The following is a 19648-nucleotide window of genomic DNA, read 5'->3' as shown; positions in this document are numbered from 1 at the left end:
GACTATTTAAAATTTAACCGTTTTTTTAAAAATTTTTGAATTGGCGGCTCTATTACCTTTGCTATTATATAAGATATTAGTACTAAAAATAATGTAGCTATTATAGGAAGAGCAATATCCGGAATAAATGGGAAGTTCTTATTAATTTTAATAATTAGAGATATCAACATGTTTTCATGTATGAGATATAAAGGATAGCTTATAAAGCCAATAAATACCAAAAATTTTGAAGCAATAATTTTTTGAAGATTTGGTAAAAGAAATGTAAGACCAAACAATGAAGCCAATACAACCATATACACAACCATTCCCAATGTTGCCTTATCATACACAGACAACATAGACATAACCGCCATTATAACGAAATAATATAAATATTTTTTATTTTTCTCCACGAAATACAAATACATTACAGCTCCTGCAGAAAACCATCCAAACTGAATAAATGTATCTATGAGTCCTCCTAGAATAGGATTCAGTTTTATCTGATATTGTGCAGAAATGAAAGTCAGGACCAAAGCCAGAATATATATTAAAAAATTAAATAATACAGCCTTATACTTTCCAAATACATAAAACAGCAACCCGAAAACGATATAAAACTTTACTTCAAGATAAATCGTCCAAAATGATGTTTCTAAAATCGGAAAATCAATTCGGGTAAATGCCTCCAAAATACTGGAGTTAATAAACACCAAACCAGGCACAAGGGATTTCAAAGGAGGAATCCCCAAAGGTCTTTCATGAAAAAAAGAAGCTGTAAAGAAAATAATAAAAGAAACAATAAACATTGACGGAAATAAGCGTATCCATCTATTTTTTAAAAACTTAAAATAGTTATTCGTTTTCTCTAATGACATCAAAATTACAAACCCTGAGATAAGAAAAAAAAGTTGAACACCAAGATTACCATATTTAAATAAAAGAACATCTGCATATTTTTTTCCAAAAGGCAAATGATCAAACCAAATATAATATCCATGATACAAAATCACCAGCAAAATTGCTATTCCACGGAATCCATCTAAAAAATCAATTCTTTTCATTCAGTTATTTATGTTTTTATATTTTTTTGATGTCAAAAAAATTATAAATATATCAGCATATTTATCTAATACTACCCTACGGAAGTAAAAAATTCTGATAAAGATCTATTGTAAATCTACCCGCAGTAATATTCCTAAAGGAAGAGAAAACAACAAAATTAAAGGCAAATAAAAACACAATAAAACCATAAACAAGTCCTTTCGTTCTACTAGAAACAACATATAATGAGTTAATAATAACAAAAGACCCAAATCCGGTAAATGCTCCTACCAACCTAGACGAGAAAACAGGATTATTTCTAAAAATAAAGTAAAAACAGATACCTACAAGAGCATAATTCCTATGATATTCGTAATAAGGATATTTTTCTTTAAGTTTTGTGTCAAAGAAAAACAAAAAGAAGGTAAGAATGGCGGTCATTACTTCGGGAATACCAATCGCTCCATTAAGTCTTTCTACAGATTCTTCCATATAAGCATTAAACCCTCCAACCACAACACTATCAGAAGCTATACTATCCATAAAACTTCCAAAAACTCGATAGACTTCAAAAGGTGACATTAATATCGAAGCTAAAATTGCTCCAAGCATAATTCCTTTATTTACGGGAATACGCGCTATCCAATACATTGGTAAAAATGCATAACAAACATTATGAACTCCTCCCGCCAAATAAATGCATAAAAGATAATAAAACAGTTTTTTTTCTTTTATAAATCTTACTGCAAAATATACAATAAACACTCCTAAATTCTGTCGCATCTGTCCGCATTCTCCTACAAAAAAGCCCGGAATAAACATAAATAAGATGTAAGTAAAAGGATAAAATGTATTGTCTTCAATGTATCTTACCTTAAAGAATATTGCTAATAACGCCACAACAAAAGTAAGCATGTAAAATGGCGCATTAAAAATATTAAGCATCAGCTTATTAATCAACAGATAAAACCATTCTATAGCCACAGGTTGCGGACTCTCCAGATGCAGAGCTTTAAAAATGATACTTACATAATCTACAGTATCAGAATATACATAGATCGCTCTATAACTTCCATAGTCTGGACCGGCATCACGAAAACCAGCAACAAGAATCATAAAACCACCAAGATAATAAAGGTATTTTTTATCTACCTTCCCTCGAAAAACTTCCTGGTAACTAAATATTATGAGGAAAAAGATTATTATCAGAAAATATGGGTGAAATAAACTCATTATTTTTTATTATGAATCTTTATAAATTTTTTAAATCATCAGTGTCGAACTTTTGCAAAAGTAGATTTTTTTTTTATTTCCCCTAGAATATTTTATTGATTTTCAGTGAAAACTTATGCTTAAATGTTTTGAACTAACACTTAAAAATTTAAATTTGCAAACTTGATTTTTATAATGTAATGCATCGTTTTTTTGTATTTTTATATTATTTGATATCCAAAAACAGGCTTCTTTCTGCACTTACAGCAGTCGGAATTGCTATTTTGTGTATATTTTTTGCCTCAAAAATCAATTTTGAAGAAGATATCAATCAAATAATTCCCAAAAACGAAAAATCAGATCTTACTGCAAAAGTTTTAAAGCAACTTAACTTTTCGGATAAAATCATAGTCATCATTGAAAACAAATCGAAAGAAAGCAACTTTCAGCTTTCCGAAACCGCCGATGCTTTTTTAAATAAAATTGAACCTTTACAAAAATATATTGGCTCTGTTCAAGGAAAAGTAAACGACAATGAAATTTCAGAAACATTTGACTTTGTAAATCAGAATCTTCCTTTATTTTTAAATGAAAACGATTACAAGGAAATTGAAAGAAAACTTGAAAAAGACAGCATTGCAAAACAGGTTGAGAACAATTACGTTTCGTTGGTTTCGCCCACAAGTTTAGTAACAAAAGATTTTATTAAAAAAGACCCTCTTGGAATCACTTTTTTAGGAATCAAGAAACTCAACGCATTGAATATCAGCAAAGATTTCAAACTTGAAGACAATTATATCGTTACTAAAGACGGAAAAAGCCTTCTGCTTTTCATTGACCCGAAAAACAAAAGCAACGACACCAAAAACAATGAACTATTTGTAAATCAGTTAAATGAAATAAAAGATAATCTCAACAATCAATTCAAAGGAAAAACCGAAATCAGCTATTTTGGTTCTCCTGTAATTGCTGTTGCTAATGCTCAACAAATCAAAAAAGACATTCAAAATACAGTAATGATTTCCATGACGGTACTTTTGATTTTGTTGATTTATTATTTCAGAAACATTTTTACACCTATCATTGTTTTTCTTCCGACAGTTTTTTCCGTTTTACTGGCTTTGCTGATTTTGTATTTTATTAAAGACAAAATTTCAGCAATTTCTTTGAGTGTCGGAGCTATTCTGATTGGGATTACAATTGATTATGCTCTGCATATTCTCACCCATTATAAGCACAACAATAATATAGAAGAGCTTTACAAAGAAATCACTCAACCAATTATTCTAAGCAGTGCAACAACGGCTGTTTCATTTTTATGCTTGGTTTTTGTACGCTCTGAAGCATTGAAAGATTTAGGTCTTTTTGCCGCAATCACAGTGATTTTATCCTCAATCTCAGCACTCATTATTGTTCCCCAATTATACAAACCAAAGAAAAATGAAAAGGAGGTCAACACAAACTTTATTGATAAAATAGGTTCTTATCCTTATGAAAAGAATAAACCCTTGATTATTGGATGTTCCATTATTATCATTGCCTGTCTTTTCGGTTTTAGACATGTTGGCTTTAATGAAGATATTGGAGACTTGAATTACATCCCAAAAGACTTAAAAATAAGTGAACAAAAACTTGAGAAACTCTCCGACATCACTTCAAAATCAATTTATACAATATCCTACGGAAATTCTGAAAGTGAAGCTCTGACAAGAAATTCTGAATTGAGCAGCTTTCTTGAAAAAGAAAAACAGGAAGGCAAAATATTAAGTTATAATTCCCTAGGAAATGTTGTACTTTCCGAAAAAGACCAGCAACAAAAAATTGACGAATGGAAAAAATTCTGGGACACTAATAAAAAAAGTCAAACGATTTCTGAATTAGTAAATAACGGAAATAAATTTGGGTTTAATAGTTCCGCATTCGACCAATTCAACGAAAATCTGAATAAAGATTACACAACTTTAAGCCTAAAAGACTACGAAAAGGTAAAAGCTTTACAAATTTCTGAATTTTTAAGCAATGAAAATGGCTTTTACACCGTTTCAAATGTGGTAAAAGTTAACGAAAATAAAAGAGACGCATTCATTAAAGATATTGAAAAGAAGCATGATGCTTTGGCAATCGACCGTCAACAGATGAACGAAAACTTTTTAGGGTTACTGAAAAGAGATTTTAACACTCTAATTAATTATTCTCTTTTAGCCATAATTTTAACAATCATTGTTTTCTTCAGAAATTTTGAACTGACGCTTCTTACAATGTTCCCGATTGTATTGACAGGAGTTGTAACAGCGGGAATTCTCTACTTTTTAGGATTAGAACTGAATATTTTCAGTACAGTTGTTTGTACTTTGGTTTTTGGAGTCGGTGACGATTTCAGTATTTTTCTTACAAAGGCTCTACAAAAAGAGCATACAACTGGTAAAAATGAGCTTCCGACTTATAGAATTTCTATTATTTTAGCAGTTTTTACAACCATCCTTTCGATTGGTTCTCTGATTTTTGCAAAACATCCGGCTTTACATTCCTTAGCTTTGGTTGCTTTGATAGGAATGTTCTCTGTCATCATTATCACCTCAACATTATATCCGTTTTGGTTTAGATTATTAATAACCAACAGAGCAAAAAAAGGACTTTCTCCAATTACTTTCAGGTTGTTTATGCGTTCCGTTTTATCTTTCATATATTATGGATTGGGCGGACTTATTTTTTCGTTCTTCGGGCATTTTTTCATCAAAAAAGCAAAAGGAAAAACACTGGACAGCATAAAAAAGGTTATTGCGTTATTTTTGAAATCTGTTTTGCATCTTACTCCTTTTGTAAAGAAAACAGTTATTAAAAACCCGAATGAAAATTTTAGCAAACCGGCTGTAATTATTGCCAATCATACTTCTTTTTTAGACACTTTAGCACTTGCAATGGCAACCCATAAAATTGTTTATTTAGTTAATGATTGGGTGTATGACTCTCCTGTTTTCGGAAAATTGGTAAAAGCACTTGGCTTCTTCCCTGTTTCTAAAGGTATCGAAAACGGGATGGATAAACTAAAAGAAAAAGTAGATGAAGGTTATTCATTAATGATATTTCCGGAGGCTGAACGTTCTTATACAAATGACGTCAAGAGATTTCACAAAGGAGCATTTTATATTGCAGAAGAATTCGGATTAGATGTTCTTCCTGTTTATATCCATGGAAATTCGGAAGTATTACCAAAAGGTGATTTCGTAATTTATGACGGAAGTATTACTGTAAAAGTTGGCGAAAGAGTAGATAAAGACGACACCAATTTTGGTAAAAACTATTCTGAAAGAACTAAAAAAATCAATGCTTATTTCAGAGAGCAGTTCGCAAAATTGAGAAATGAAATTGAAGATGAAAATTACTTCAAAAAGAAATTATTTTTAAGCTTTTTATATAAAGAAAATGAAGTAGTGAAAGCTGTAAAAGAAGATTTCAACAGAAACAAATCAGCTTATTTTGAATTGAATAAACACATTGCAAATGATGCTGTGATTCTTCACATTGCAGATGATTATGGTCAGAAAGATGTTCTTCTTACTCTTCAACAGGCAAGTAGAAGGGTTTTCAGTTTAATTAATGACAAAGAAAAAAGAGAAGTTGCAGCGCATAATTATGTAGTAAAAAATAGGAAGATAACTTATATAAACAGCATTTCAGATGTCAATAAAAAAACTGATGTACTTTTGGTTTCAGATGAAAATTTCAATCTAAGTGAAATTACAAAACTCCCAGAAACTATTATTTATGTAAATACAAAAAATGATTCATTACTCAACGGTAATTACACTTTGGAATACAGTTCAGAATCATTAAAAATATATAAGACTAAATAATAAATCTGAAAATCATATTTTTGTAAACGCTAAAAAAAACTAATGCGAAAAAATATACTCGTCATATACTACTCTCAAACCGGTCAATTGGAAGATATTGTAAGGAATGTTGCTAAACCTTTTGAATCTCAAAAGGATAAATATGACGTTACTTATTACAATATACAACTGAAAGAAGACTTTCCTTTCCCTTGGCCGAATGATGTTTTCTTCAACACATTCCCAGAATCTTATCTTCAGATTCCCAAAGAAATTCTTCCGCCATCGGATGAAATATTGAATAAAAAATACGACCTCATCATTTTTGGATATCAGGTTTGGTACTTAACGCCATCTATACCTATTATTTCATTCTTGAAAAGTGGTTTTGCAGAAAAAATCTTGAAAGACACACAGATAGTTACCATTTCCGGAACAAGAAATATGTGGATGCTTTCTCAGGAAAAACTTAAAGTATATTTAAGAGATATGAAGGCCAAACTTGTAGGAAATATAGCTTTGGTAGACAGACATGACAACTATACGAGTGTATTAACTATTTTGCGTTGGCTGACAACAGGGCAAAAAGAAAAATCAGGAATACTTCCCGCTGCCGGAGTTTCAGATGAAGAAATAAAAGGCTCGGTAAAATATGGAGAAATCATTGAAAACCATTTTAAAAATAATGATTTAATGACCCTACAACCAGATTTGGTAAAAAACGGAGCCGTAGAGATAAGACCTTTTTTGGTAAGAGTAGAAAAAGTTGGGAACAAAATTTTCACCGTTTGGTCAAACCTTATCATCAAGAAAAAAGAAAAACGACCATTGCTTATCAAATTCTTTAAGGTATATTTGATGGCTGCAATATGGATTATTTCACCAATTGTTTTAGTTTTACATTTGTTGACAACTCCAATTTTTTGGTTTAAAAGACAAAAACAGAAAAAATATTTACAAGGAATTAATTTAAAATAGAATGTACGACGTATTTATAACAAAAGCATCAAAATACTTACCCAACGAGCCTGTTTCTAATGATGAAATGGAAACGTATCTTGGTTATATAAATGGTGCTAAATCTAAAGCAAAGTCTCTTATTTTAAGAAACAACAAAATCACTACAAGATATTATGCCTTAGACAAAGAGGGAAACCCAACCCATACCAATGCACAGCTTACAGCAAAAGCTATTGAAGGTCTTTTTGATGAAAACTTCAAAAAAGAAGATATGAAATTACTATCCGTAGGAACTACTTCTCCGGATCAGATTCAGCCTTCCCATGCTTCTATGGTTCATGGTGAATTAAACATCGGAAAATCTATCGAAATTAATACCGCAACAGGTCTCTGCAACTCAGGCATGAATGCCCTTAATTACGGATTCCTTTCTGTAAAGGCAGGTGTACAGGAAGCTGCCGTTTGTGCAGGTTCTGAGAGAATGTCTTCTTGGATGACGGCTGACAAATTCAACCATGAAGCAGAAAACTTAATTTTATTGGAAGAAAGACCAATTATCGCCTTCAAAAGAGAATTCCTAAGGTGGATGCTTTCTGACGGAGCAGGTGCTTTCTTATTAGAAAATAAACCAAGAGAAAACGCAACGAATTTAAAAATAGAATGGATTGATTTCTATTCATATGCTCATGAAATTGAAGCTTGTATGTATGCTGGTTGTGAAAAACAAGAAGACGGAAGTTTAAAATCCTGGGCAGACTACCCTTCAGATGAATGGTTAAAACAATCAATCTTTGCTTTAAAACAAGACACTAAAATTTTAGATAAATATATTTTAGTAAAAGGAGCTGAGAGTTTAAGATCATCTTTCGATAAGCACAACCTTAATCCGGAATCTATTGATCATGTTTTAGCTCACATTTCATCTGGTTATTTTAAAGAAGGATTAAAAGACGAATTTGCCAACGTTGGATTAGACTTCCCTTGGGAAAAATGGTTCTACAATCTTTCTGAAATCGGAAATATCGGCGCAGGTTCTATTTTCGTAGCATTAGAAGAATTAATGAATTCGGGAAAATTGAAAAAAGGAGAAAAAGTACTTCTTTGTGTTCCTGAAAGTGGAAGATTTGCATATTCTTGTGCATTATTAACGGTTTGCTAATGGAAAACAAATTGCCAACATCTGACCAAAATTTTGTGGAAAGTTTAATTCCGCAAAGATTTCCTTTTGTAATGGTAAACAGTATTTCAGATTATTCTGAGAATAAATTGGTCTCTGGATTTGAAATAAAAGAGGAAAATATTTTTGTTCATAATGGAGTTTTTCAAGCATCAGGCTTAGTAGAACATCAGGCTCAAAGTGTGGCTTTACACACCGGGTACAAATATTATTTATTAGGAAAAGAAGCTCCGACAGGTTATATCGGAGCTATCAAAACTTTTGAAACCACTTCATTACCAAAAGTTGGTGATGTTTTGGAAACAGAAGTTATAATTCTGAGTGAAATCATGGGAGTAACATTAGTGGATATCTTCACAAAATTAAACGGTGAAGTTATTGCCAATTCTCAAATGAAAACCGTTGTAAAATAATTGTAATGGAAATCAAGGAAAACGACAATATCAGTATACATCAATTCTTGCCACATCGTGCTCCAATGCTGATGGCTGACAATATTTTAGAATTGACCAAAGAAAAAGTTGTGACTTCCTTTGAAATTTTAGAAAACAATATTTTCGTACACAATAATGAATTTGTGGAAGCCGGACTTATTGAAAATATGGCTCAAACCTGCTCTTCGATTTTGGGACAGAGTTTCTTCGAAAATCCTGAAGCAGATACGAAAGTAATTGGTTTCATTACCAATATTAAAAAGATTGAAGTTTTTGCATTGCCAAAAGTAGGTGATAAAATCATTTCAAAAGCATCACTGATTTCACAGTTTGAAAATATCTGCAATATTTTTTGTGAAACTTTTAATAACGATGAATTATTAATCAGAGCTGAAATTAATTTGTTTATTCAAGAAGTAAAAAACTGAAAACAAATGAAAAAACAAGACCTTCCTCAAGATGATAGCAACCTAAAGTCAGCAAACATGACCGAAGTATTGTATGTAACTGACGAAAACGATAATTATACAACAGCAAACAGCATAGGTTGGGAAGCAAAAAAAGCCGCATTGGACGAATCGATGGGGCTGATTAATGAAAGAATTGCAGAAGCCAAGCAAAATGTTGCTAACAATATTGTAAGCCCAATTGTTTATTTTATGGAATTAAACAAAATGGATTTGCAGGTTCTCGCTGCTTATGTTGGAATGTGGCAATGGACAGTGAAAAGACACTCAAAACCAACAATTTTTAAAAAACTAAGTGATTCTAAACTGAAAAAATATGCCGATGCTTTCGGGATTTCAGTGGATGAATTAAAAAATTTCGACGGAAAATAAAATGAAGCTTAATTTTGAACACCATCAAACCGCCCATTGCGAAAACGGTGTTGCATCCAATTTACTACTTAATAAAGGTTTAAAACTCAGTGAACCTATGATTTTCGGAATCGGTTCCGGATTATTTTTTGTGTATTTACCTTTTTTAAAAGTAAATTTTGCCCCTGGTTTTAGTTATCGTCCGATGCCGGGTGCTATTTTTAGTAAGGCTGCAAAAAGACTGGGAATTAAAATTAAAAGAGAAAAATTTTCAAATCCTAAAGAAGCACAGACTGCTTTAGAGAGAAATTTGGCAAACAATATCCCTACAGGTTTACAGGTTGGTGTTTTCAACCTTACTTATTTTCCTGAAGAATATAAATTCCATTTCAACGCACACAATTTGGTGGTTTATGGGAAAGAAGACGGCAGATTTTTAATCAGTGATCCTGTGATGGATTACACAACTTCTCTATCCGAAGCAGAGCTGGAAAAAGTGAGATATGCGAAAGGAGCTCTTCCACCGAAAGGGCACATGTACTACCCTATTTTCATTCCTGAAAATATAAATTTAGAAGAAGCCATCAAAAAAGGAATTAAAGACACCTGCAAAAATATGTTGGCTCCTGTTCCTTTAATTGGTGTAAAAGCAATGAGATGGGTTGCAAAAAGTATCCCGAAATGGGCAGAAAAAAAAGGAACAAAAGTCACTAATCATTATCTGGGACAGCTAATCAGAATGCAGGAGGAAATCGGAACAGGAGGAGGTGGTTTCAGGTTTATTTATGGTGCTTTTTTACAGGAAGCAGCCATGATTCTTAAAAATGATCAGTTAAAAGAACTTTCGAAAGAAATTACAGCAATCGGAGATCTTTGGAGAGATTTCGCAGTAGATATTGCCAGAGTTTACAAAAACAGAAACTCAAAAAGCGATATTTATAACCAACTTTCAAAATCAATGCTTCATATTGCTGATTTGGAAGAGGCTTTCTACAAAAAATTAAGAAAAGCTATCTAACATGGCAGAGAACATTATTGAGATTAAAAATTTATATAAAAAATATAAAAATGCAGATGATTTTTCTGTAAACAATATCTCGTTGAATATTGAAAAGAACGAAATCTACGGAATTCTTGGTCCAAACGGAGCAGGAAAAACAACGTTAATTTCTATGCTTTCCGGATTGATAAAACCTACCTCAGGACACTTTACAATCAATGGATTATCTCCGCAAAAAGATAGTTTCAGATTAAAGCAAATCATCGGAATCGTTCCTCAGGAATATGCATTGTACCCAACTTTAACTGCCAGAGAAAACTTAATGTTTTTCGGAAGTTTGTACGGTATTCCACATAAAAAACTGAAAACATCTATTGCACAATCACTTGAAACAATGGGATTAACAAAGTTTGCCGATAAAAAAGTTGAACAATTTTCCGGTGGTATGAAACGCCGTTGCAATCTTATTGCAGGAACGCTTCACAATCCGAAAGTTTTATTTTTGGATGAGCCTACCGTTGGTGTTGATGTACAGTCAAAAAAAGTGATTATTGATTTTCTGCAAGAGCTTAATAAAAACGGAACCTGTATCATTTATACGTCACATCACCTTTCAGAAGCGGAGGAATTTTGCACCAAAATAGCGATTATTGATGGAGGAAAAATTCATGCTGTAGGAACACCTGAAGAACTTGTTTCACAAATTTCAAACGCAGAAAACCTGGAAGACGTTTTCATTTCATTAACCGGAAAAGAATTAAGAGATGTTGTTGTATAAACTGTGGAGAAGTTTCATTAAAGAAATCCTTTTGCTAAAAAGAGATATCGGAGGAATTGTCATCATTTTTGTGATGCCTTTGCTTCTCATTATCACTGTTACCTTGATTCAGGATTCTACTTTTAAAAATCTGGAAGGTTCAAAAATCCCGATTATTTTTATTGATAACGATAAATCTGAAGTTTCAAAAAGCATAAAACAGGAACTGGAAAACAGTAAAACATTCCAGCTTTTGACCAATTATGATGAAAAATCTGCCCAAGAAGCCGTTTTTGGAGGAGATTATCAAATGGCAATCGTTATTCCTCAAAATTTGACGAAAGATTTAAATTCAAATATTGAGTCTAAAGTTCAGACTATTGTTAGCTCATTTGGGTTGGAAAGCGATTCTGTAGCCATACAAAAACCAGCTGCAATAAAAGCAAAAGAAATTCACCTCTATTTCGACCCTGCAACCAATGCAGGATTCAAAAATTCTGTGATGAATTCTGTGAACAAAATGGTTTTTGAAATCGAAAATAAAAAGATTTACAAGGCTTTTCAGGACCAATTGGGAACTACCGAAAACCTTGAAGAAAATAAAAACTTAATCAGCTTTAAAGAAATTACTCCCAAAAAAGGAGAAATGGAAGTAATGCCAAACTCCGTTCAGCACAATGTTCCAGCTTGGGCGTTATTTGCCATTTTCTTTATTGTGGTGCCTTTGTCTATTAATTTGGTTAAAGAAAAAAGCCAGGGAACGAGTGTAAGAATAAGAACCAGTCCTACTCCTTATTTTATACATATTTTAGGGAAAACTTTTACTTATCTTATTATTTGTATCATTCAGTTTTTATTGATGGTTGCAGTAGGAGTCTATCTTTTCCCTTATATGGATTTGCCACAATTCGATGTTACCGGAAAAATGTTCCAACTTCTTGCAGTCACTTTATTTTCAGGTTTGGCGGCAATTGGCTTTGGAATTTTATTAGGAACTATTGCAAATACTCAGGAACAGTCTGCACCGTTTGGAGCAACCTCTGTTGTGGTTTTAGCAGCAATTGGAGGAATTTGGGTTCCTGTATTTTTAATGCCGGAATTTATGCAGACTGTTGCAAAATTTTCTCCTATGAATTGGGGATTGAATGCCTATTATGACATCATTTTAAGAAACAGTGGAATTGGCGGAATTACCAAAGAGCTCACTTTCTTATTTTTATTTTATCTTGCAATGGTTACTATTTCATTAATTTACGAAAGAAAACTCCATAGTATTTAAGTATTTATGAAAACTATTTATCTTGGGAGTTTCCTGACGTCCTATAAAAACAATAAAAATACTGGAAGAAAGCAAAATGCAGTCTAAAGAAAACATATTAAGCTGCACGGAAGAAGTTCGTGTAAGATTCAACGAGACAGATCCTTTGGGAATTGTGTGGCATGGTCATTATATTGTTTATTTTGAAGATGGAAGAGAGGCTTTCGGACGCCAACACGGGCTCACTTATCTCGACATTCAAAAAGCAGGATATGTTACCCCGATTGTAAAAAGCACTTGTGAACACTTTCTCCCTTTGAAATATGGGGAAACTTTCAAAATTGTTACCACTTTCGTGAATTCAACTTCAGCTAAGTTAATTTACAGATACGAACTTTTTAACGGAAACAATAAATTGGTTTGCTCAGGAGAAACTATTCAGGTTTTTTTGGATTCGGACAACAATTTATGTTTGTATAATCCTGAGTTTTTTCAGGCTTGGAAAGATAAAATGGGTTTATAATGAAGAAGGAAATTTACATCACAGATTATAATTGCGTCACTCCTTTAGGTTTTGATGTTTCTTCAAATTGGAATGCCATTTTGGAAGGAAAATCAGGAGTAGCTTTGCATAAAATCATAGAAAACCAGGAGGCTTTTTATGTTTCGATGATTGATTCTGAAAAGCTGAATGAAGAGTTTAACAGATTCTTCGACTCCGCTCAGAATGACATTACAGATTTCACCAGACTGGAAAAAATGTTTTTGTTGAGTCTGAAACCTTTAGTTGAAAGACATAAAATTTCAGAGGGAACAGCTTTTATTCTATCAACAACAAAAGGAAATGTAAGTTTACTCAAAAATCAGACGAACTTACCAGAAGGAGCTTATCTTTCAAACTTGGCAAAGAAAATATCCGATTTTTTTGGATTTAAAAATAAACCCATTGTCATTTCAAACGCCTGTGTTTCTGGAGTAATGGCAATTGGTATTGCCAAAAATATGATTCAGGTCGGAAAGTATAAGGACGCTTTTGTGGTAGCAGGAGACGAGATTTCAGAGTTTGTAATTTCAGGGTTTAACTCTTTTCAAGCTATCGGTTCAGAACCTTGCAAACCGTATGATAAAAACCGCACAGGAATCAATATTGGTGAAGCGACAGCAGCAGTTTATATTACAAGTCATTGCGAGGAACAAAGTGACGAAGCAATCTCACAAAACGAAAAATTTTGTTTTAAAGTTTTAGGAGATTCTGCCATCAATGATGCCAACCATATCTCAGGACCATCCAGAACTGGTGACGGATTGTATGCAAGTGTAAAAAATGCAATGACGGAGGCCAAAGTTTCATCAGAAATTTTAGACTTCATTTCTGCACACGGAACAGCAACAATATATAACGATGAGATGGAAGCCATCGCATTCAACAGAATGGAATTACAAAATATTCCTTTAAACAGTATGAAAGGGTATTATGGACATTGTTTGGGTGCATCAGGCTTATTGGAAAGCATTATTTCAATGGAAAGTGCCTTGAACAATACTTTAATTCCATCTAAAAATTTTGAAGAACCCGGAACATCCCAACCTTTGAATATCATTAAAGAAAATAAAAATGTCGAAATCAAATATATTCTGAAAACTGCATCAGGTTTTGGTGGATGTAATGCTGCAATTGTTTTAGAAAAATGCTAAAAGAAAAAATCATGAAGAAAACGAACATTTGCACCATACAAAATTCAAAAATTGTTCTCGACAACGAAATTATTTTTGAAACACAAGCTGAAAACTTTTCACACTTTGCGAAAGAAGCCTATAAAAATTTAGAATTAAATTATCCCAAATTTCATAAAATGGATAATTTGAGTAAACTCGCTTTTCTTGCTTCCGAAATGATTTTAAAAGATGATGACCACAGTAGAACTGCTCTTGTTTTTGCCAACAAATCATCCAGTTTAGACACAGATTTTAAATATCAGGAAAGCATCAATTCTCAGGAGAATTATTTCCCGAGCCCTGCCGTTTTTGTGTATACCTTACCGAATATTTGTGTTGGTGAAATAAGTATCAAGCACAAAATGCAGACGGAAAATGCTTTTTTTGTTTTGGATGAATTTGATGAACAGTTTTTGAATGATTATTCATGGCAAATTTTGCAATCAGGTAAGGCAGACAGAGTATTATGTGGCTGGGTAGAATTGTTTCAGGAAAATTATAATGCTTTTGTATATTTGCTTACTTTGTAATATAACAATAAAACAGTATAAAAATGTAACAATCAGTTCAGAATCAATAAGCTGAGACATTGGTACATTATCAAATTAAAAAAATTATGGAAAACTTAAAAGAAGAATTAAAACACAAAATCATCGAAGTTCTTAATCTTGAAGACGTTGCAGTAGAAGAAATCAAAAATTCAGACCCTTTATTTGGAGGAGGTCTTGGGTTAGACTCTATTGATGCTCTTGAGCTTATCGTTCTTTTAGACAAAGAATACGGAATCAAGCTTTCTGACCCTAAAAAAGGAAAAGAAATTTTTGCATCTATCGACACAATGGCGAAATTCATCGAAGAAAACAGAACAAAATAAATTAATCTAACAGTGTATCAACTTAGCAATGTACCAAAATTGTTACACTGTTAGATTAATACATTGGTATATTATAAAAAGATGAGTCAAAAAATTGCCATAACAGGAATGGGCATCATTTCCTCCATCGGAAACAACGTGGAGGAAAATTTTGTTTCTCTCACAACAGGAAAACATGGTATTTCGGACATTCAGATGTTTGAAACCCGTCATGCTGGAAATATAAAAACAGGAGAAATAAAACTTACTAATGAAGAATTGGCACAAAAACTTCAGCTAAATGAAGATAACAATGTTACAAGAACCGCTTTATTAGGAATGATTGCTGCAAAAGAAGCTGTAGAAAGTTCTCAAATTTCAAATATTAACGAATACAGAACCGGCTTGATTTCTTCAACCAGTGTTGGAGGAATGGATATCACCGAAAAATATTTCTATACTTACGAAGATTTCCCTGAAAAGCAAAAATATATTGACTCTCACGATGCTGGTAATTCATCATTGGCAATTGCGGATTATTTAGGCTTAAAAGGTATGGTTTCAACTATCAGTACAGCCTGTTCATCGGCAGCAAATGCAATAATGATGGGTGCTAAACTGATAAAAAATGGTGTTTTAGACCGAGTTGTTGTTGGCGGAACAGATTCTCTTTCAAAATTTACACTGAATGGTTTTAATACCTTGATGATTCTTACCGACTCTTACAACACACCTTTTGACAACGACAGAAAAGGTCTGAATTTAGGAGAAGCAGCAGCTTTCATCGTTTTAGAATCTGATGAAGTTGTAAAAAAAGAAAACAAAAAAGTGTTGGGCTATCTTTCAGGATATGGAAATGCCAATGATGCACATCATCAAACTGCCTCTTCCGAAAACGGACAAGGTGCATTTTTAGCAATGGAAAAAGCCTTGAAAATTTCGGGTTTAAATAAAGAAAACATTGATTACATCAATGTTCACGGAACAGCAACTCCAAATAACGATTTATCGGAAGGAATTGCAATGATTAGAATTTTTGGAGAAAATAAAGTTCCTGATTTCAGCTCTACAAAAGCATTTACAGGCCACACTTTGGCAGCTGCAGCAGGAATTGAAGCGGTATATTCATTACTTGCTATTCAACATAATAGCATTTTTCCTAATCTGAATTTCAAAACAAAGATGCAAGAATTTGATTTAATGCCTGTTACAGAATTAAAAGAAAAAAATATCAATCATGTTCTTTCCAATTCATTTGGATTTGGAGGAAATTGTTCAACCTTAATTTTCTCAAAATCATGAACGTAGTTTATATCAACAGTGCGTCTTGCATTTCTGTTCAGGACACTTTAAACGAGAATTTTTTCCAAAACCTGAAATCTGAAAATTCAGTTCAGATTCTCAAAGCTATTGAGCCCAATTACAAAGAATTCATCCCTCCTGCAATGATTAGAAGAATGTCTAAAACTGTAAAAATGAGCACAGTAGCATCACATTACGCTTTAAAAGAAGCAGAAATAGAAAATCCTGATGCCATTATTGTAGGAACAGGAATGGGTTGCTCTCAAGATTCTGAAAAGTTTTTGAAAAATGTGATTAATAATAATGAAGAATTTTTGACTCCGACATTTTTCATCCAGTCAACTCACAATACAGTTGCAGGACAAATCGCGCTAGGATTGCAATGTCATGCCTATAATTTCACTTATGTGAACACTTCATCCTCTCTAGAGTTTTCATTTTTAGATGCTAAACTTCAAATTATTGACGGAGAAGCTGAAAATATTTTGGTAGGTTCAACAGACGAACAAACCGACAGAACAATGGAATTGTATCAGCTCAACAATACCATAAAAAAAGAAGAAAATTTACCCGCAGATCACATACATTCGACAACAAATGGGGTGATTTGGGGTGAAGGAGCTAGCTTCTTTGTTGTTGGAAAAAACAAAACAACGACTTCTTACGCTCAATTAAATGATATTCAAATTAGCAATAAACTAGATTTGTACGAAACAAAACAATTTATCGAACAATTTTTAGCTAAAAATAATTTGACAAACAATGAAATCGATGCTGTTATTTTAGGATTTAGCGGAGACGCTCAATCTGATGTTTATTATGCAGAAGCGATGAATTTATTTCAAAATTCTGTGTTACTATATTATAAACATTTAAGCGGAGAATTCAATACAGCAAGTGGTTTTTCTACTTTCATGGCTTGTCACATCCTTAAGACGCAAGAAATTCCGGAAATAATGATGATCAACTCTGTAAAAAAAGAAGAGATTAAGAGTATACTTCTGTATAATCATCTAGGAGGAAATGACCATAGCTTGGTTCTGTTGGAAAGAATTTAGTTTTAGCATAAAAAGGATAAAGATTTTATTCTAAATTTTGAAAATACTCCCAGCTCATACAGGTATTTAACTTAACAAGACAAACAATATATTTATCATTTCGACGAAGGAGAAATCTCTTAATACCCTTAATAACTTAATGGTTAAATTTGAAACATTAAGTTTAGATTCTTTTCTCCCCCTTGCTACATTCAGGATGACAGAATGGGAAACATATTGAAAATAATTTAGATCAAAACTAAAAAAATAAAAGATGAAACATTATCCATTTATACTATTTTATCTTTTGTGTAATGTTATTATTTATGCATTTCACGGAAGTTTTTGGGTCTATTTATTAGGTTTTCTAGTTTTTTCGGCAGTTGTGATTTGGGGTTCTTTCGATATTGAGCTAGGCTATTTCGTTAACAGTAAAACTCATAAAAGAACAAAAATAAAAGAGGTTGCTCTCACTTTTGATGACGGTCCTACTGAATTTACACCCAAATTTTTGGATATTTTAAAAGAAAATCAGGTAAAAGCTACTTTTTTCTGTATCGGAAAACAAATTGAAAAATATCCTGAAATATTTCAGAGAATCATTGCAGAAGGTCATACAGTTGGAAATCATACTTTATCACATTCCAACAATACCGGATTTTTATCAACTTCAAAAATGATTGAAGAAATTGAAAAATGTGATGAAATTATTTCAAAAATTGGGAACATTACCACCAATTTGTACCGTCCACCTTTCGGAGTTACCAATCCGAATATTGCAAAAGCCATCAAAAAAACGCATAAACAAAGCATCGGCTGGAATGTTCGCTCATTAGATACCATTATTGCTGATGAGAAAAAAATCTATCGAAGAGTAACTAAAGATATAAAAAAAGGAAGCATAATTCTGCTTCACGACACTTCGGAAAAAACCTACAACGTTTTGGTAGATTTATTGCTATTTTTGAAACAGAAAAATTATTCAACTTTTACGGTTGATTCAATCATAAAAATCAATAAAAAATGATTAAAAATATTGCTTTTGGAGCATTTTTATTAGTTTCAAGTTTCTTTTTTGCTCAAAACACGGCAATGTCGGGAGCTGAAGCAAAAGCATTTGTGGCAAAAGTTTCATCAGAAACAAAAGAAATAAAAACATTACAAAGTGATTTTACCCAAACCAAAAAAATGGATTTTTTGGATAAAAACATTGTAACACAAGGAAAAATGTCTCTGAAAACACCCAATATGCTGAGTTGGAAGTATACAAAACCTTATCAGTATAGCATTGTTTTTAAGGATAATAAGATTTTCATCAACGATCAGGGGAAAAAATCTTCTGTGGATGCAAAAAGCAAAACATTTGAAAAAATCAACAAATTAATTGTAGGTAGCTCCAACGGGCAAATGTTCAATGACCCTGAGTTTTCTGTAAGTTATTTCAAAAACGGTAATTTCAACATTGCTAAATTCATCCCGAAATCGGCTCAATTACTGAAATATATTAAACAAATCGAGCTTCATTTTCCTAAAAACCAATCAACTGTTTCTCAGGTAAATATGACAGAAGCATCAGGAGATACTACCAATATTGTTTTCAAAAACACTAAAATCAATGCACCGATTTCTGCGTCAGAGTTTTCTTTATAGTTGTATCCTTTTATTCTGTGTTTCCTGTAAAACATATGAGTTAACCGATGCAAAACCTGTTTCAAGCTCTGAAAAATCAGTCGAAAACTTATATTTTTCTTCCAATGAAGATTATGTGTATAAATGTCAGATGGATATTTATAAAAATCACATAAGCGGAATTGTAATCATCAAAAAAATAAACGAAACGACACATCGTGTTGCCATGACTTCGGATTTCGGGAATAAATTAATCGATTTTGAAATTTCTGATAACGATTTCAAGCTCAATTACGTTTTACCCGATTTGGATAAAAAAATTGTAATTAATTTTCTTAAAAACGATTTTCAACTACTTCTAAAACAGAAATATCCTGTAAATGAAAGTTTTGAGAATAATAATTCTAAAATTTATCTTTCAAAAATTGATAACAAAGCACATTATTTATTCTTCAACAAAGAAAATGGATTATTAAACCAAATTGTTTACACCAAAAATAATAAGGAAAAAATCGATTTTACTTTTGATGCAAAAAAACATATCTTCGCAGATAGTTTAGACATTCAACATAAAGATTTCAAAATCAATATCAAACTGTTTCAGATAACAGATGTTGAATAATTTTTAAGTGAAAA

At 32.3% G+C, this 19648-nt stretch carries 20 protein-coding genes; 18 read left to right on the top strand and 2 right to left on the bottom strand.

The annotated features are described in order from the left end of the window. Nucleotides 1-2 precede the first annotated feature (2 nt). A complete protein-coding gene (locus tag OH806_RS06970) occupies nt 3-1046 on the bottom strand; it encodes an acyltransferase family protein (protein WP_264742948.1) in 1044 nt (347 codons plus the stop codon). Nucleotides 1047-1122: 76 nt separating this feature from the next. Continuing rightward, nucleotides 1123-2259 carry an EpsG family protein gene (locus OH806_RS06965; RefSeq protein WP_264742947.1) on the bottom strand — a complete coding sequence of 379 codons (1137 nt, stop codon included), beginning with the start codon at nt 2257-2259 and terminating at the stop codon, nt 1123-1125. A 179-nt stretch (nt 2260-2438) separates the two neighbouring features. On the opposite strand from OH806_RS06965, the gene OH806_RS06960 reads away from it, so the two are divergent. From OH806_RS06960 to OH806_RS06875, 18 genes are all read left to right on the top strand, one after another. Further along, complete coding sequence (locus OH806_RS06960; protein ID WP_264742946.1) at nt 2439-6092, top strand: MMPL family transporter; 3654 nt, start codon at nt 2439-2441, stop codon at nt 6090-6092. 42 nt (nt 6093-6134) lie between these two features. Further along, on the top strand, nt 6135-7049 hold the full coding sequence (locus OH806_RS06955) for a dialkylrecorsinol condensing enzyme DarA (RefSeq protein WP_264742945.1): 915 nt from the start codon (nt 6135-6137) through the stop codon (nt 7047-7049). 1 nt (nt 7050) lies between these two features. Continuing rightward, entirely contained in the window at nt 7051-8190 is a 1140-nt protein-coding gene (locus OH806_RS06950; protein WP_264742944.1) for a beta-ketoacyl-ACP synthase III, read from the top strand. Beyond that, nucleotides 8190-8621 (top strand): hypothetical protein, encoded by a 432-nt coding sequence (locus OH806_RS06945; RefSeq protein ID WP_264742943.1) that lies wholly within the window; start codon nt 8190-8192, stop codon nt 8619-8621. The genes OH806_RS06950 and OH806_RS06945 overlap by 1 nt, the downstream gene beginning before the upstream one ends. Nucleotides 8622-8626: 5 nt before the next feature. Next, nucleotides 8627-9070, top strand: coding sequence for an ABC transporter permease (locus OH806_RS06940; protein ID WP_264742942.1), 444 nt, complete (start codon nt 8627-8629; stop codon nt 9068-9070). Nucleotides 9071-9076: 6 nt separating this feature from the next. Further along, nucleotides 9077-9481: a hypothetical protein gene (locus OH806_RS06935; protein WP_264742941.1), complete on the top strand. Its 405-nt coding sequence runs from the start codon at nt 9077-9079 to the stop codon at nt 9479-9481. Nucleotide 9482: 1 nt separating this feature from the next. Then, entirely contained in the window at nt 9483-10478 is a 996-nt protein-coding gene (locus tag OH806_RS06930) for a BtrH N-terminal domain-containing protein (RefSeq protein ID WP_264742940.1), read from the top strand. Between the two features lies 1 nt (nt 10479). Continuing rightward, nucleotides 10480-11238 carry an ABC transporter ATP-binding protein gene (locus tag OH806_RS06925; protein WP_264742939.1) on the top strand — a complete coding sequence of 253 codons (759 nt, stop codon included), beginning with the start codon at nt 10480-10482 and terminating at the stop codon, nt 11236-11238. Further along, nucleotides 11225-12496, top strand: a complete 1272-nt coding sequence (locus OH806_RS06920; RefSeq protein WP_264742938.1) for an ABC transporter permease — start codon at nt 11225-11227, stop codon at nt 12494-12496. The genes OH806_RS06925 and OH806_RS06920 overlap by 14 nt, the downstream gene beginning before the upstream one ends. Before the next feature lie 76 nt (nt 12497-12572). After that, nucleotides 12573-12998: an acyl-CoA thioesterase gene (locus OH806_RS06915; RefSeq protein ID WP_264742937.1), complete on the top strand. Its 426-nt coding sequence runs from the start codon at nt 12573-12575 to the stop codon at nt 12996-12998. Beyond that, nucleotides 12998-14170 carry a beta-ketoacyl synthase N-terminal-like domain-containing protein gene (locus OH806_RS06910; protein ID WP_264742936.1) on the top strand — a complete coding sequence of 391 codons (1173 nt, stop codon included), beginning with the start codon at nt 12998-13000 and terminating at the stop codon, nt 14168-14170. The genes OH806_RS06915 and OH806_RS06910 overlap by 1 nt, the downstream gene beginning before the upstream one ends. A gap of 11 nt (nt 14171-14181) precedes the next feature. After that, the gene (locus tag OH806_RS06905; protein ID WP_264742935.1) at nt 14182-14721 is read left to right on the top strand and encodes a 3-oxoacyl-ACP synthase; all 540 of its coding nucleotides are present in this window, start codon (nt 14182-14184) and stop codon (nt 14719-14721) included. 83 nt (nt 14722-14804) lie between these two features. Beyond that, nucleotides 14805-15065, top strand: coding sequence for a phosphopantetheine-binding protein (locus tag OH806_RS06900; protein WP_264742983.1), 261 nt, complete (start codon nt 14805-14807; stop codon nt 15063-15065). An 81-nt stretch (nt 15066-15146) separates the two neighbouring features. Continuing rightward, nucleotides 15147-16346, top strand: a complete 1200-nt coding sequence (locus tag OH806_RS06895) for a beta-ketoacyl-[acyl-carrier-protein] synthase family protein (RefSeq protein ID WP_264742934.1) — start codon at nt 15147-15149, stop codon at nt 16344-16346. Further along, complete coding sequence (locus OH806_RS06890) at nt 16343-17404, top strand: beta-ketoacyl synthase N-terminal-like domain-containing protein (RefSeq protein ID WP_264742933.1); 1062 nt, start codon at nt 16343-16345, stop codon at nt 17402-17404. The genes OH806_RS06895 and OH806_RS06890 overlap by 4 nt, the downstream gene beginning before the upstream one ends. A gap of 253 nt (nt 17405-17657) precedes the next feature. After that, a complete protein-coding gene (locus OH806_RS06885; protein ID WP_264742932.1) occupies nt 17658-18410 on the top strand; it encodes a polysaccharide deacetylase family protein in 753 nt (250 codons plus the stop codon). Continuing rightward, on the top strand, nt 18407-19033 hold the full coding sequence (locus tag OH806_RS06880; RefSeq protein ID WP_264742931.1) for a LolA family protein: 627 nt from the start codon (nt 18407-18409) through the stop codon (nt 19031-19033). Before OH806_RS06885 ends, OH806_RS06880 begins: the two co-directional genes overlap by 4 nt. Further along, nucleotides 18999-19634, top strand: coding sequence for a hypothetical protein (locus OH806_RS06875; RefSeq protein WP_264742930.1), 636 nt, complete (start codon nt 18999-19001; stop codon nt 19632-19634). Before OH806_RS06880 ends, OH806_RS06875 begins: the two co-directional genes overlap by 35 nt. Nucleotides 19635-19648: the final 14 nt, after the last annotated feature.

The sequence above is a fragment of the Chryseobacterium oryctis genome (assembly GCF_025971925.1).
Lineage (GTDB): Bacteria > Bacteroidota > Bacteroidia > Flavobacteriales > Weeksellaceae > Chryseobacterium > Chryseobacterium oryctis.
This window is presented reverse-complemented; position numbering and strand designations above follow the sequence as displayed.

Coding starts and splice junctions, on each gene's coding strand:
- OH806_RS06970 (WP_264742948.1), bottom strand. CDS start 1,046: ATGAAAAGAATTGATTTTTTAGATGGATTCCGTGGAATAGCAATTTTG.
- OH806_RS06965 (WP_264742947.1), bottom strand. CDS start 2,259: ATGAGTTTATTTCACCCATATTTTCTGATAATAATCTTTTTCCTCATA.
- OH806_RS06960 (WP_264742946.1), top strand. CDS start 2,439: ATGCATCGTTTTTTTGTATTTTTATATTATTTGATATCCAAAAACAGG.
- OH806_RS06955 (WP_264742945.1), top strand. CDS start 6,135: ATGCGAAAAAATATACTCGTCATATACTACTCTCAAACCGGTCAATTG.
- OH806_RS06950 (WP_264742944.1), top strand. CDS start 7,051: ATGTACGACGTATTTATAACAAAAGCATCAAAATACTTACCCAACGAG.
- OH806_RS06945 (WP_264742943.1), top strand. CDS start 8,190: ATGGAAAACAAATTGCCAACATCTGACCAAAATTTTGTGGAAAGTTTA.
- OH806_RS06940 (WP_264742942.1), top strand. CDS start 8,627: ATGGAAATCAAGGAAAACGACAATATCAGTATACATCAATTCTTGCCA.
- OH806_RS06935 (WP_264742941.1), top strand. CDS start 9,077: ATGAAAAAACAAGACCTTCCTCAAGATGATAGCAACCTAAAGTCAGCA.
- OH806_RS06930 (WP_264742940.1), top strand. CDS start 9,483: ATGAAGCTTAATTTTGAACACCATCAAACCGCCCATTGCGAAAACGGT.
- OH806_RS06925 (WP_264742939.1), top strand. CDS start 10,480: ATGGCAGAGAACATTATTGAGATTAAAAATTTATATAAAAAATATAAA.
- OH806_RS06920 (WP_264742938.1), top strand. CDS start 11,225: ATGTTGTTGTATAAACTGTGGAGAAGTTTCATTAAAGAAATCCTTTTG.
- OH806_RS06915 (WP_264742937.1), top strand. CDS start 12,573: ATGCAGTCTAAAGAAAACATATTAAGCTGCACGGAAGAAGTTCGTGTA.
- OH806_RS06910 (WP_264742936.1), top strand. CDS start 12,998: ATGAAGAAGGAAATTTACATCACAGATTATAATTGCGTCACTCCTTTA.
- OH806_RS06905 (WP_264742935.1), top strand. CDS start 14,182: ATGAAGAAAACGAACATTTGCACCATACAAAATTCAAAAATTGTTCTC.
- OH806_RS06895 (WP_264742934.1), top strand. CDS start 15,147: ATGAGTCAAAAAATTGCCATAACAGGAATGGGCATCATTTCCTCCATC.
- OH806_RS06890 (WP_264742933.1), top strand. CDS start 16,343: ATGAACGTAGTTTATATCAACAGTGCGTCTTGCATTTCTGTTCAGGAC.
- OH806_RS06885 (WP_264742932.1), top strand. CDS start 17,658: ATGAAACATTATCCATTTATACTATTTTATCTTTTGTGTAATGTTATT.
- OH806_RS06880 (WP_264742931.1), top strand. CDS start 18,407: ATGATTAAAAATATTGCTTTTGGAGCATTTTTATTAGTTTCAAGTTTC.
- OH806_RS06875 (WP_264742930.1), top strand. CDS start 18,999: ATGCACCGATTTCTGCGTCAGAGTTTTCTTTATAGTTGTATCCTTTTA.